The organism is Dysgonomonas sp. UBA7710, assembly GCF_002482385.1.
In the GTDB taxonomy this organism is placed as follows: domain Bacteria; phylum Bacteroidota; class Bacteroidia; order Bacteroidales; family Dysgonomonadaceae; genus Dysgonomonas.
Genome location: NZ_DLFW01000039.1, coordinates 1 through 13,548, shown reverse-complemented (window position 1 = coordinate 13,548; position 13,548 = coordinate 1). Strand labels below are relative to the sequence as shown.

The following is a 13,548-nucleotide window of genomic DNA, read 5'->3' as shown; positions in this document are numbered from 1 at the left end:
TAGATTTTTACAAGTCCTGTTTTTTATATATAATTAATAATAAAATAATTACATTTACAAATATATTGTTTTATATAGATTTTTTCTTAGAATAATTATACTATATTTCTTGTTTTGAAACCTTTTTTTAGCTAACTATGAAGTCATTTTCAATAATTATGCTTCTAATGATTCAAATTATGTATAAAAATTGGGGGTTCATTTTCATACTATGCACGGTGTTTTCAGCTTGTAATCTAAATGGAAATAAGGCAAAAGAAACACTAAGCAGGGCGGAAATCCTTTTAGAGCAAAACCCGAAAGAGGCGCTACAGATACTCAACAACGGGATTGATCCTAAAAATCTGGACAAAGAGGCCTACAACAAATATATTCTGCTGCATATCCAAGCCAAAGACAAAGCATTGGAGGACATAACTAATGACACTCTGATCTTTGAGACAAAGAGATATTACGAAGAAAAAGGTGAAATGGAAAATATAGTTATCGCTTCTCTATACAGCGGATATATTTTAGCTGCACGGGGAAACACACAGATGGCTATGAGCACCTACTTAAATGCAGAAACCCACGCAAAGGAGAGCAGCAACAATGCTCTTAAAGGCCTGATAGAATTCTATATAGGAGACCTCTACCAAAACCAGCTTTTAAGCGATGAAGCGATTATCAGATACAGACAAGCGATTCTGTATTTCAATAAAGCAGGAAAATATAAAAATGAAATTATAGCCTATGACAAAATAGGATCTAATCTGCTTATGAAAGGGAATACGGACAGTAGTTTTTACTATTATAACAAAGGTTTATCTCTGGCCAAGGTACACAATGACTCTACAGAACAAGCCTTTATTATTCGAAACATGGGTTTTGCCCTCGGCAGCATTGGGGAACGGGATCAGGCCAGAGCTTATTTCAGGCATTCCATACCTTACTTAAGTGACAACGAAGAGGTAGCAAGGAACTATCTTAACATAGCTTATTCATTCGATGAAGAGCAGAACAAAGACTCCACATTATTCTATATCAATAAATCACTTACATTGATAAAGGGACATGATAACCATCCATTGAAATTAATACTCTTTCAATTATTGGCTAAAACTGCGGAAAAAGACAAGAACTATCAACAGGCATTAACCGATTATAAAGAATATGCTGCACTCTTGAAAAAGATGCTCAAGGGCACAAATAACCAGATAATTCTTGATATCCAGAAAAAGTATGACTTCGAGCTGATACAGAATGAGAACAACAGTCTTCTCATCGAAAGACGAATAGTGTTCCTTATTATAGTCCTGTTATTTATACTTATTCTGATAATGGGTTTAGTTTTTTACCGGAAGAGAGCTAAATACAAAGCGGCACTGGCTGCTGCTCATCTAAAAATATTTCAAATGCAGGAGATGGCCGATAACATAGATGAGAAAGAAAACTCCTTCAGAAAAGTTCTATTCCAGCACTTCGACATCTTGAAGAAGGTCGCTTTACTTAAAACAGAATTGAAAGGGGAAGAAAAGAAACATGGACAGAAACTATTGAAAAAGGTAAACGAAATTGTTTACAACCAGGAAAACCTTGATTGGAATAAGCTATTCGATATAATGAACCAGCTATATAAAGGCATTCCGGATACAATCCGAAAAAAGTATCCTCAACTGGACGAGATTGAAATCCGTATATGTTGCCTTGAATATGCCGGACTTAGTAATAACGAAATAGCTGTCATATTAGAATTCAGTATCAATACCATCCAGATGAAGAAGTCCGTTATTCGCAAAAAGTTGGAAATAGAAGGTTATGGAAATATTGTCGAATTTTTCCACAAAAACTTAAACTAACAAATTATATGATATTTTATAGCAGATAATTACTTAGTAAATAAACTTTGTCGTAACTTTGCGTGTCAGGTTTGAAAAATATCTTGACAAAAGAATTCTTTTAAACCCTAATCACATATTTTTTCGATGAAAAGGCTGCATTTTGACATTTTAACAGTCCATTCTCTATTTTTTTAATATAACATGTAAAAAGATAAACTGTTGATAACACTAAAAAAACTAACCATAAAATCAAGAATAAGTAGAAGAAAACATTTAATGATCCATTTTCAATCTAATTACTTCTTGTATTTAAACTTAATAAAATGATGAACAGGTCCGTGACCTTAAGTCTCCTCTTAAACTAATATTCTGGAATGAATAAAATTGTAGACAAAGAGTATTTCTCTGAAAATGTAGTAAAGTTTGAGGTAGAAGCACCTCTGATAGCACGAAGCCGTAAAGCCGGACACTTTGTAATTGTACGGGTAGGCGAAAAAGGAGAGCGTATTCCTCTCACAATTGCCGCTTCTGATGTGGCTAAGGGTACGATAACTATAGTTATACAGGCTGTAGGCGCATCTTCTAAAAAGATCTGCAACCTCAACACAGGTGATTACATCACAGATGTTGTAGGGCCTTTGGGACAAGCTACCCATATCGAAAATTACGGTACCGTAATATGTGCAGGCGGTGGTGTTGGTATTGCTCCTATGCTGCCTATCATAGAAGCGATGAAAAAAGCCGGGAATAAAGTGATCTCAGTTCTAGCAGCGCGTACAAAAGACCTGGTAATCCTCGAAAAGCAGGTCGCCGAGTATTCTGATGAAGTAATTGTTATGACAGACGATGGTTCGTATGGACATAAAGGATTGATTACAAACGGCATCGAGATGGTAGTCAATAGGGAGAAGGTAGATCTGTGCGTAACTATAGGACCTGCCATTATGATGAAATTCGTATCCCTTCTTACTCAAAAATATAATATACCTACAATGGCCTCCTTAAACACCATAATGGTCGATGGAACAGGAATGTGTGGTGCATGCCGCATCACCGTTGGAGGTAAAACCAAGTTTGTATGCGTTGATGGCCCTGAATTCAATGCTCACGAAGTTGATTTCGATGAAATGTTGATGAGATTGAAAGCATACAATTAAGTATTAAGTAAAAAGTTGAAAGGACTAAGAAGGGGTTTTACTTCTTTCATTTCACATCCGTTACTTATTACACATTACTTAAAACTTATAACTAAAAAAATGACAGAACAAGAGAACATACAGGCAAGACGTAGCGAGCCCTGGAGAGACGAACTACGCAGAGGCATGAAAGCCAAAGAGCGTGGCGAGAGGCCGCGCGTACACATGCCGGAGCTGGATGCCGAATACAGAAGCCATTCATTGAAAGAAGAAGTTAATCTGGGATTAACAAAGGAGCAGGCAATGTTTGAGGCTGCGCGCTGCCTCGATTGTGCCAACCCTACATGTATGGAAGGCTGTCCGGTTAACATACAGATACCTTCATTTATTAAAAATATTGAGCGGGGAGAGTTCCTCGAAGCTGCAAAAGTGCTGAAAGAGACCAGCGCTTTGCCGGCCGTTTGCGGACGTGTATGTCCACAGGAAAAACAGTGCGAAGCAAAATGTATCTATATACAAAAGATGAAAAAAGAGCCTGTTGCTATCGGTTATCTGGAACGATTTGCTGCAGATTATGAACGCGAAAGCGGACAAATGTCCTTACCTGAACTAGCCCCTGCCAACGGTATTAAAATCGCAGTAGTAGGATCAGGCCCTGCCGGTCTGGCTTTTGCCGGAGATATGGCGAAACTGGGATATGATGTCACTGTATTCGAAGCATTACACGAGATCGGAGGCGTATTAAAATATGGTATACCTGAATTCCGCCTTCCTAACGAGATAGTGGATGTTGAGATAAACGTCCTTCGCGAAATGGGCGTAAAATTCATCAACAACTGTATCGTAGGCAAAACTATTTCCCGTGAGGATTTACTGAGCGACGGATTCAAAGGAATATTCGCCGCCAGTGGTGCAGGATTACCTAATTTTATGAATATCCCGGGTGAAAACCTTATCGGCGTGATGTCTTGTAATGAATTCCTCACACGCGTAAACCTTATGGACGCTTCAAATCCGGAAAGCGACACTCCTGTGCAGATGGGCAAAAAAGTTGCTGTTATCGGAGCCGGAAACACAGCGATGGATGCCGTACGTACAGCAAAACGCTTAGGCGCAGAAAAGGCATATATTGTATATCGTCGTTCGGAAGAAGAAATGCCGGCACGTATCGAAGAAGTGAAACATGCCAAGGAGGAAGGTATAATATTCCATACCCTGCACAATCCACTCAGATACGAAGGGGACGAGAACGGACGTGTACAGCGTATGCTTCTTCAAAAGATGGAGCTGGGTGAGCCTGATGCTTCGGGTCGCCGTAAACCGGTTGCTATCGAAGGTGCAACCGAGTGGTTCGATGTAGACCAGGTAATTGTCAGTGTGGGAGTTTCACCGAATCCATTAATCCCATCCACATTCAAAGGCCTTGAAGTTTCCAAATGGGGAACAATTATAGTCAATCAGGATACGATGCAGTCAGCCTTACCTGAAGTGTATGCCGGAGGAGATATTGTACGCGGAGGAGCAACCGTAATCCTTGCCATGGGCGACGGACGTAAAGCTGCAGCAGCAATGGATAAGGCGTTAAGAAATTAAGCAAAATAGAAAATCAAAATAAAAGAGGTTATAAAGAAATTTATAATCTCTTTTTTATTTGTATACTACACGCCTCAATTAAGGCAACCACACGAAAATTATTTTTTTAAAAAAATTTATCTATACAGTAAGTTATTAGCCTTTAGCTACTAGCTTATAGCTCTTTGATGTGTTGGATTTAGGATTTAAAAATTTAATGTTTAAGGATTCAATAATTAAAATGCGTAAAAGCTGTAACTTTTTTGGGAATAGTTACAAGTAGATAAGATACGAGATACCAGTTGTTAACTGATGACGGTTAACTGTTCACTGAAAAAACTGTTACTTTTTTTGAGATACGAGTAGACAAGATACGAGTGATGACTGATGACTATTCACTGTTAACTGGCGAGATGCTTCGCTCTGCTCAGCATGACAAGCTAATTATTAATTTTTCATTCTTAATTCTTAATTAGTTTCTGTTACCTTTGTTACTTTTTCAAACTACAGCTATACTGTAAGCTGAAATAAAACCAGATAGCAATTATCCTCTCTATTCACTACAGCCCCCTACGGATCAAAAAATAAGATTTATCAAGCAAAAAGACTGCTCACTTTTACCTTCTTTGTGCAACCTATATAGATAGCAGACAAAAAACGGAAAGATTACGCTTTTTTTATGACAAATTGATAATTTTAATAATTATTTTATTCTTTTATTCAGATATAAAAACTTAAATTTGTGAAGCAATCAATAGATTGATATACAGTTGATGAATTAATAGATTTTAGAGTCTGCATAAGCCGTTTTATGCTACTCTTTTTCAATATAACTCTAAAAACAGTCATGGGAAAAGAAATTAAATTTAGCCTCGTTTATCGTGACATGTGGCAGTCATCCGGAAAGTACCAGCCGCGTGTTGACCAATTAACACAAATTGCACCTGTAATCATCGATATGGGCTGTTTTGCCCGTGTTGAAACAAACGGTGGTGCGTTCGAACAAGTAAACCTGCTTTATGGTGAAAATCCGAATAGAGCGGTTCGCGAATGGACTGCACCGTTCAACAAAGTCGGAATACAGACTCACATGCTCGAACGCGGACTGAATGCTCTGCGCATGTATCCGGTTCCGAAGGATGTGCGTCGCCTGATGTTTAAAGTAAAACACGCTCAGGGAACAAACATTTCCCGCTCTTTTGACGGATTGAACGACCCCCGAAATCTGGAATTGTCAGTAAAATATGCAAAAGAAGCAGGCATGATTTCCCAGACTGCCCTTTGTATTACACATTCCCCGATTCACACTGTTGATTACTATGTAAATTTCGCCGATAAACTGATTGATTTCGGAGCAGACGAAATTTGCTTAAAAGATATGGCCGGAGTGGGACGCCCTGCTTTTCTCGGCAAACTTGTAAAAGCATTAAAGGACAGACATCCGAATATCCCTATCGAATACCACGGACATACAGGCCCCGGATTTTCCGTAGCTTCTATGCTCGAAGTCGCAAGAGCAGGGGCTGATTACCTGGATACTGCTATCGAACCTCTAGCATGGGGAATGGTACATCCTGACGTTATCACAATACAGGCTATGCTGAAAGATGCAGGTTTCTCTGTTCCTGATATCAACATGAATGCATATATGGAAGCCCGTGCCCTGACACAGTCTTTCATCGACGATTTCTTAGGATACTGGATCGACCCTTCAAACAAGTTCCTGAATTCTCTGCTTGTAGGTTGTGGACTTCCGGGTGGTATGATGGGCTCTATGATGGCTGACCTTCGCGGAATGCATTCGGCTATCAATATGGCTCTTCGCAACAATGGAAAAGCCGAAGTAACGTTGAACGACCTTGTGGTTCAGCTATTCGAAGAAGTAGAATATATATGGCCTAAGCTTGGTTATCCGCCATTGGTAACACCATTCAGCCAATATGTGAAGAATATCGCACTGATGAACATCTTCGCAATGGCTCAGGGACAACCTCGTTTCTCTAATATCGACAAGGACAGCTGGAACATGATACTTGGTAAAACCGGTACACTTCCGGGCAAACTGGATGATGAAATCATAGCTCTTGCCAAGTCTAAGAATCTTGAATTCTATACAGGTAATCCTCAGGACGAATATCCTGATGCGTTGGATACATACCGCAAGGAAATGGACGACAACGGATGGGACTACGGTCAGGATGATGAAGAGTTATTCGAACTTGCGATGCACGACCGTCAATACCGTGACTACAAGTCCGGTCTGGCTAAAGAACGTTTCAATGAAGATTTGGAGAAACAGAAGGAAAAAGCCGGCGCCCCTATTATCGTTACACGTCAGGTAGTTGAAGTTCCTGCATTCGACGCAGAAGCTATCCAGGCGAAATATCCTGATGCAAAACCAATCCAGGCTACTGTAAGCGGTCAGGTGATCTGGCAGGTGGACGTAGACGATGTATCCACTGCTCCTGTTATCGGTACGGAAGTAAAAGAAGGTGATGTTGTTTGTTTCGTTCAGACTTACTATGGCATAGAAGAAGTGAAAGCTCTTTCTTCCGGTAAGATTCTCCAGATAGAAACCAAGCAAGGCGCGAAGGTTCAAAAGAATCAGGTATTAGCATACGTTGACTAATATTTAATAACTATATTGGGAAAGGGGTTTTATAACAATAGAGCTCCTTTTCTATTTTTATCGCTCACATAATTAAATCAAACAACAGTGAAGAAAGTATTGCTTTGTCTGTCATTCATTCTTTTGGCATTCTCAAACACACAATGCCAAAACAAAGAGGGAGATTCTTTAAATAGCAAATCTGACAGCAAATATACCATTTTATTGACCGGAGCATCCTTTGCCTCATCTAACAACGGTTGGTTCGAACTGGCTTGTAAACAACTGAATGCAAAGCCGATCAACACAGCTATAGGAGGAACAGCAATCGCCGATGCCGCAAACCGGATGGCAAAAGGGGAATTATATACGCAACAAGAACTTGAGGACATAGACGCATTCGTTATCATGCATGTTCACGACGAGAATGTAGCCGATACAGCCGGACTCAAGCAAAATTACAAGGATTATCCCGTTCCGTTCGACCGCTCTAACTACGCGGCAGCATACGATTATGTAATCAAACGCTACATTACAGAATGCTATAATCTGAAATTCGACAAGAACTCTAAATACTACGGTTCAAAGAGCGGCAAGCCTGCTGTAATCGTCATGTGCACTCACTGGCACGATGCCCGTACCATATTCAATCCGGCAATCCGCAAGCTGGGAGAAAGATGGGGCTTTCCTATTGTAAAATTCGACAAATACATAGGCTTTTCACGAAACCATTTGCATCCGGTTACCGGAAAGCAATACAGTATATTGTACGCCCATAACAATGAGGTGATTAACGGAGAAGAATTTGGCTGGCATCCCTACGAAGGACAGGATAAATATATTCAACAACGTATGGCAGCCATTTTTACCGAGTTGATGGAAAAAGTTTTACCTTTGAAGCCATAATGCTTTATTATAAGGAATATATAACCGCAACCACACTGATAGGTGTATGGAAGATAGAAGAGACGAGGGAGGAGCTCCTATCGGCTTTGTCGCACCACGACTGGGTTGAAAACATATATTCTATCAAATCCGAATCCCGCGTTTTGGAAATACTGTCTGCCCGTCTGCTGATCAAAGAACTATCCGGTGAAGAAAAACAGGTATATTATAATCCGTCGGGAAAACCTTACCTGACAGACAAGTCCTTCCATATAAGCGTATCCCATACCAAAAAGTTCGTTGCTGTAGCCATCAATAAAGAAAAACCCATAGGACTCGATATAGAACAAATATCCGATAAGATAAAGCGTGTACAAAGCCGTGTCATAGGCAAAGGTGAATATATAGATAAGAATAACGAACTGGTACATCTCCTCCTGCACTGGTCAGCCAAAGAAGCTATGTTCAAATTTCTGGACGCGGACAGTATTGATTTCAGGGAACATCTGTTTGTCGGAAATTTTATCCCCGGACAGAAAGGTATATTCGAAGCATCGGAATACCGTACAGGCTCAGGGCATCAGTTCAAAGCCTATTATAAAGTGGAACCGGACTTTGTTATGGTTTGTCTGGAGGAGCAGAACTGATCCCCCAGACTATATTATCCTTATCTTAACAGGAAGCTGAAATCATCCTTCCCGGTTAATTCCCGAGGCTCCTGACCATATTTGAATATACGGGCCGGCCTTTTTCCTATCAGCTTCAATATATCTCCTTCAAGATTAAGCATTGTACCCTCACGTAGCCCTACAACATATACCTCCTGATTTTCGGTAATAAACTCATTTATACGCACCTCTCTTGTCTCTCCTCCATGATTGGAAGGGTGGTCGTCCAGATAATGAGGGTTGATCTGGAAGGGTACTAAATTAGCTACATCAAAACCTTTAGGATCGATAATAGGCATATCATTCGTTGTGCGCAACGTAGGACAAGCTACATTCGAACCCGCGCTCCAGCCGACATACGGAGTTCCGGCCTTTACCTTTTTATGAATAAGGTCAATCAATCCGTTATCACGCATCATACGAACGAGCTTCCATGTGTTTCCACCGCCGACTATAATAGCTTCAGCTTCTTCCACAGCTTTCTTCGGATCATCATAATGATGAATACCAACCACACTATGTCCTATCTCTTTGAAACGGTTATTCACTTTTTCTTCGTACTCATCATATGAGAAAGTCACTGCCGCATAGGGAATAAACAATGCCTTAACCGGTTTCTCTCCTAAAAATTCTTTGATATTGTACTTCGGATAATCCAGATAAGCTTCTCCGGGATTGGTCGAATTGCTGATTAATAGTAATCTCATAATAATAACGTTTTTCACAAATATACGAAACTATTTAAACTTACAGAAGGCGTCAGCCGTTTTTCGAGTCCCCCCCGGCCATCTAAGAGGTTGGAGAGAATAAAAAGTTGACAAAGTTGACATATTTTACACTGAAGGTAACAATGGTTACACTTTTCCATTAATTTTCCTAATCAATCATTAAATATTAAATCTTTAAATTATAAATCCAACATTTGGCTCCGCCGATTTTCAATTCAAAGAACGAACAGCTATATACATAGATAAAGTAAATGAAAATTGATGAAGAAAAGGCTAGCCGTTATAAAATAAAGAAGGGTACATCTACAAGTTCAGATTTTTCTTCTCCTTTTTCGTCAATTCTTTTTCCACTATTTCTTTAGCAGAAGCACCAACATATTCTTTCCCGTATTCAGGCTGTATCAGTCCGCTATCTGTATAATATTTCGGCATAATCACCTCATACTCGAATTTCTTTCCCAAACGGAAAAGATGTATTCCCACCTTCATTTCCTGATTATCATCCTTTTGTGTAAAAACAGCAAGCGGCTGTCCGGCAATTATCCTGTCCCCCTCTTCCTGCAGACTTTTTCCTGACGTCATACACACATACCGGGCAATAGTTCCGTCTTTATGCTCTACCTCTATATGGCTCCGGGAGGGTTCGTCATAATACACAGTGCCTGCCTCCGGTTTTATCCTGTCGCGTGTGCTGTTCTCTACACGTACGACCTGCCCGCTTCGTATAGCATATACCGTATCGACTCCAGTGTAGCTGAAAGTTACACCCAAGATCTTGTCAGTAACAGACTTTCCTAGTGTCGCCTCTATGTTTTCGAGCCAGAATGTACGGACATTCTCTCCCGGTTTTACAGGAAGCAGATATGGAAAATCCATATCCGGTTTAGCATTATATTTTCCCTGAAAATACTGATAAGAATAACGATAAGTAGAAGCTCTAGACCCTTCTATCTCTGTCAGTTTGTAAATCGAATTACCTGAAAAAGGCGGGGCAATGTTGATAATAGCTTTACGGCCTGAAAGACTTTTGTACCCCTGTAACTCCGAGAATGACAAGACCAAAGTATAGGAGCCAGAACCATTGAATGTTGCGTCGAAAACAACATTCCTTCCTTCGTAGCGGGAAGTAACTTCCAATTGCTGTGAAAATCCCTGCGCCATAAATGAAATGGATAAGGCAAAATACAATAATAATTTTTGTTTCATTTTTTCTATTTATAAAGTTTACACTGATTAGAGATCCTAACACATTCGCCCTTCTTTGATTCCAAACCACTAAGGACGAGTGCATGACCTCTTTATTTAGAAGGTAAAATAACGAGCCCCTTTTATCCTAGACTTTCTCTTTTACTCTTTATATTTTTCATAGTATTTACTATCCCCGGGTATATCAACATACACATCTTTTATTTTCAGATCCTTAATAAAATCATAATCGATAAATTTCCATCTGGGTTTCTTATCTGACCTTTTCGCATTATTTTCTTGATAAGTTCTAAATCTAGGACTAGTAACACCTATACTATCTTCCCAATTAATACATATTGTATAATTATAGTCTCCATCATCATTTTTTATATCTTTCATTTAAATTATACATACAAAGGCCTAGTCCAGCAAATTCGTTCCTTATTATATTAACATAATCCTTAATCGGTATCTGCAAGTCTTTTTCTATTTCTTTCACCGTTTTCCCTTTATAACAGTCTGCTCTATCCATAAAATTATAGATTATAAAGGCTGTAGTATCTGTCCCAAAAGCTGACAAAGGTTTATAGGGTAATTCACACTGGGACTTTACACTTAATGATGTTATTATCAATAATAACAATAATATAATCTTTCTCATAACTTAACTTTCCTAAACAGGCAGGGCCGAAGCCCTACCTCAGAATATTACAATATACTACCAAACTCCTTCTTTTCTTTTATTGGGGTCGTAGGACTTTGTCTTTTTCTGTTTATACTTTTCGTAGTATTTGCTGTATCTTGGAATACTTACCTCCAATTCTTTAATTCGCATATCTTTTACATAATCATAGAATCCTTTATTCCAACCGGATATTCTGACTTTGTCATATTGCGGGTCTAGTATATTTATTTCTTTTTCCCAATAGATCCTTATTGCATTATAATCTTTATTACTATCTCTCAATTTGGACACAGTAATATCATCATATATATATATATTTATACCTGAAAAAAGAGCTCCTCTGGATAATAATATTTTTGCATGATATTTAACAGGCATTCCTAAATCTTTGGTTACCTCTTTTAATGTTTTTCCTTTGTAACAGTCTGCTCTATCCATAAAGTTATAGATTATAAAGGCTGTAGTATCTGTCCCAAAAGCTGACAAAGGTTTATAGGGTAAATTACACTGGGACTTTACGCTTAATGATGTTATTATCAATAATAACAATAGTATAATCTTTTTCATAACTTAACTTTCCTAAACAGGCAGGGCCGAAGCCCTACCTCAGAATATTACAATATACTACCAATCTCCTTCTTTTCTTTTATTGGGGTCGTAGGACTTTGTTTCTTTCTGTTTATACTTTTCGTAGTATTTGCTGTATCTTGGAATACTTACTTCTATCCTTTTAATCTTCATGTCTTTCAGATATTCATAAGCTTTATTCCAGCTAATACCTATAAGTCTTTTGTGGTCCGGATGAAGAACATTTATCGGAGTTTCCCAATAGATATCAATCACATTATAATCTTTGTTACTATCCATTAGTTTAGACACAGTAATATCATCATAAATATATATACCAATTCCCGAAAAAAGTGTTCCTCTTGATAGGTCTATTCGTACATAATATTTAATAGGTATATCTAAGTCCTTTGTTACCTCTTTTAGTGTTTTCCCCTTATAAAAGTCTGCTCTATCCATAAAATTATAGATTATAAAGGCTGTAGTATCTGTCCCAAAAGCTGACAAAGGTTTATAGGGTAAATTACATTGTGCTTTCCCTAACATACTTATACTAATAAAAGCTATTATTAAAATTATCTTTTTCATAATCATGGACATTTTGTTGGTTTATAATCATTTGTTGTGGTACTCTTTTCTGTTTTCATTTCTTTAAAACTACTTTCACCTTTTTGTTTCTTCGATATTTTTAGCCCGGTGTCATACTTGTCTAACAGATAAGACATGGCATAATCATTGGCATCGTCTATAGAAAATCCTTTATCTTCCAATTTATTTCTTATCTCTCTATACTCAGTATTCATTTTTGGATCTTTGAAATAAGTATTATCCCCAGATTTAAACAACTCTTTGTTTGCATCATTACCCCAAAACTTTTGTGTTTTTGCGCGGTCATTTACTGCCAGCAGGTATTCGCTACCATCGTAGGCTATAACTATACTACCCTTATAGATAGAATAATAGGCATCCCCACCTGTATATAAAGCACCATAAATATCCCCCATTGAAAAACCGGTAAGATTGCGATACCCTTCCCTTGTATCATTAGGATGTGTATGTACATCATATACTGTATTAGTATTAGGATACGGTTTTACAGAACCGGTACTCCCTTCTTTCAACTGTGATGTCTTATACTTATTGGATTGAAAATCAATTAACGTAGCCCATTCATTATCTTTCCCTGCTGCATATGTTTTGAGAAGGCTCATATCCACTTGTACATCCGGACTCTTCGTAGCATTTTGCGCATCATTAGCATTCTGCGTAGCACTTCCGCTGCAATCGGTACGCTTCTCTGGTATATTATCCGCATCCCTATCTAAAGGAGTTGGCTTTAACGGCAGTTTGGGCTTATTATTACCCGTATTGCTACCATTTCCTCCACCACCTATATAAGGATATTGAATATTAACTCCCGGATTACCATTCACATAGGGAACACCGTTATCATAATAATAGATTTCCGGACCCCACCCGCATTCAATTCCCGCCATACCCTGTATTCCATGGCATGACCTGACAACCATCTCTGCGGCTACCAATATCTTTGTCCTTGGCCCTTCTCCTGAAAAGTTAATCCCTCCTGTTACTTTTCCACCCTTATACAACCAGCCGTTTATAAGCTCACCGTCCAGCGTATAGAAGAATATATAGCCGTCAAAGTCGGAATTCGGGGACAGATAGGTACT

12 protein-coding genes are annotated in these 13,548 nt (G+C 38.7%); 6 read left to right on the top strand and 6 right to left on the bottom strand.

Annotated elements, in window-relative coordinates; genetic code table 11:
- The first annotated feature begins 179 nt into the window (after window positions 1–179).
- The 6 genes from B3317_RS12040 to B3317_RS12015 all read left to right on the top strand — a co-directional run bounded on the left by B3317_RS12040 (window position 180) and on the right by B3317_RS12015 (window position 8,668).
- Window positions 180–1,838 carry a tetratricopeptide repeat protein gene (locus B3317_RS12040; protein WP_291111806.1) on the top strand — a complete coding sequence of 553 codons (1,659 nt, stop codon included), beginning with the start codon at window positions 180–182 and terminating at the stop codon, window positions 1,836–1,838.
- A gap of 356 nt (window positions 1,839–2,194) precedes the next feature.
- Window positions 2,195–2,977, top strand: a complete 783-nt coding sequence (locus B3317_RS12035; protein ID WP_291111804.1) for a sulfide/dihydroorotate dehydrogenase-like FAD/NAD-binding protein — start codon at window positions 2,195–2,197, stop codon at window positions 2,975–2,977.
- 99 nt (window positions 2,978–3,076) lie between these two features.
- Window positions 3,077–4,549 carry an NADPH-dependent glutamate synthase gene (gene gltA / locus B3317_RS12030; RefSeq protein ID WP_291111802.1) on the top strand — a complete coding sequence of 491 codons (1,473 nt, stop codon included), beginning with the start codon at window positions 3,077–3,079 and terminating at the stop codon, window positions 4,547–4,549.
- 826 nt (window positions 4,550–5,375) lie between these two features.
- Window positions 5,376–7,157 (top strand): biotin/lipoyl-containing protein, encoded by a 1,782-nt coding sequence (locus tag B3317_RS12025; RefSeq protein WP_291111799.1) that lies wholly within the window; start codon window positions 5,376–5,378, stop codon window positions 7,155–7,157.
- A gap of 87 nt (window positions 7,158–7,244) precedes the next feature.
- Window positions 7,245–8,042 carry a DUF5040 domain-containing protein gene (locus B3317_RS12020; protein ID WP_291111796.1) on the top strand — a complete coding sequence of 266 codons (798 nt, stop codon included), beginning with the start codon at window positions 7,245–7,247 and terminating at the stop codon, window positions 8,040–8,042.
- Window positions 8,042–8,668 carry a 4'-phosphopantetheinyl transferase family protein gene (locus B3317_RS12015; protein WP_291111793.1) on the top strand — a complete coding sequence of 209 codons (627 nt, stop codon included), beginning with the start codon at window positions 8,042–8,044 and terminating at the stop codon, window positions 8,666–8,668. The genes B3317_RS12020 and B3317_RS12015 overlap by 1 nt, the downstream gene beginning before the upstream one ends.
- A 20-nt stretch (window positions 8,669–8,688) precedes the next feature.
- Here the strand turns inward: B3317_RS12015 and pepE are convergent, their stop codons facing one another.
- The 6 genes from pepE to B3317_RS11985 form a co-directional block, all read right to left on the bottom strand.
- Complete coding sequence (gene pepE, locus B3317_RS12010; protein ID WP_291111791.1) at window positions 8,689–9,396, bottom strand: dipeptidase PepE; 708 nt, start codon at window positions 9,394–9,396, stop codon at window positions 8,689–8,691.
- A gap of 324 nt (window positions 9,397–9,720) precedes the next feature.
- Window positions 9,721–10,623, bottom strand: a complete 903-nt coding sequence (locus B3317_RS12005; protein WP_291111788.1) for a hypothetical protein — start codon at window positions 10,621–10,623, stop codon at window positions 9,721–9,723.
- Window positions 10,624–10,764: 141 nt separating this feature from the next.
- Window positions 10,765–11,004, bottom strand: coding sequence for a hypothetical protein (locus B3317_RS12000; protein WP_291111786.1), 240 nt, complete (start codon window positions 11,002–11,004; stop codon window positions 10,765–10,767).
- 319 nt (window positions 11,005–11,323) lie between these two features.
- Window positions 11,324–11,857 carry a hypothetical protein gene (locus B3317_RS11995; RefSeq protein WP_291111784.1) on the bottom strand — a complete coding sequence of 178 codons (534 nt, stop codon included), beginning with the start codon at window positions 11,855–11,857 and terminating at the stop codon, window positions 11,324–11,326.
- Between the two features lie 57 nt (window positions 11,858–11,914).
- The gene (locus tag B3317_RS11990) at window positions 11,915–12,445 is read right to left on the bottom strand and encodes a hypothetical protein (RefSeq protein WP_291111782.1); all 531 of its coding nucleotides are present in this window, start codon (window positions 12,443–12,445) and stop codon (window positions 11,915–11,917) included.
- A 2-nt stretch (window positions 12,446–12,447) separates the two neighbouring features.
- A partial coding sequence (locus B3317_RS11985; protein WP_291111780.1) for a hypothetical protein occupies window positions 12,448–13,548 on the bottom strand: 1,101 nt, incomplete at its 5' end.

Excerpts from the sequence above, each read along its gene's own strand:
- B3317_RS12040 (WP_291111806.1), top strand. The coding sequence starts at position 180 with ATGTATAAAAATTGGGGGTTCATTTTCATACTATGCACGGTGTTTTCA.
- B3317_RS12035 (WP_291111804.1), top strand. The coding sequence starts at position 2,195 with ATGAATAAAATTGTAGACAAAGAGTATTTCTCTGAAAATGTAGTAAAG.
- gltA (WP_291111802.1), top strand. The coding sequence starts at position 3,077 with ATGACAGAACAAGAGAACATACAGGCAAGACGTAGCGAGCCCTGGAGA.
- B3317_RS12025 (WP_291111799.1), top strand. The coding sequence starts at position 5,376 with ATGGGAAAAGAAATTAAATTTAGCCTCGTTTATCGTGACATGTGGCAG.
- B3317_RS12015 (WP_291111793.1), top strand. The coding sequence starts at position 8,042 with ATGCTTTATTATAAGGAATATATAACCGCAACCACACTGATAGGTGTA.
- pepE (WP_291111791.1), bottom strand. The coding sequence starts at position 9,396 with ATGAGATTACTATTAATCAGCAATTCGACCAATCCCGGAGAAGCTTAT.
- B3317_RS12005 (WP_291111788.1), bottom strand. The coding sequence starts at position 10,623 with ATGAAACAAAAATTATTATTGTATTTTGCCTTATCCATTTCATTTATG.
- B3317_RS12000 (WP_291111786.1), bottom strand. The coding sequence starts at position 11,004 with ATGAAAGATATAAAAAATGATGATGGAGACTATAATTATACAATATGT.
- B3317_RS11995 (WP_291111784.1), bottom strand. The coding sequence starts at position 11,857 with ATGAAAAAGATTATACTATTGTTATTATTGATAATAACATCATTAAGC.
- B3317_RS11990 (WP_291111782.1), bottom strand. The coding sequence starts at position 12,445 with ATGAAAAAGATAATTTTAATAATAGCTTTTATTAGTATAAGTATGTTA.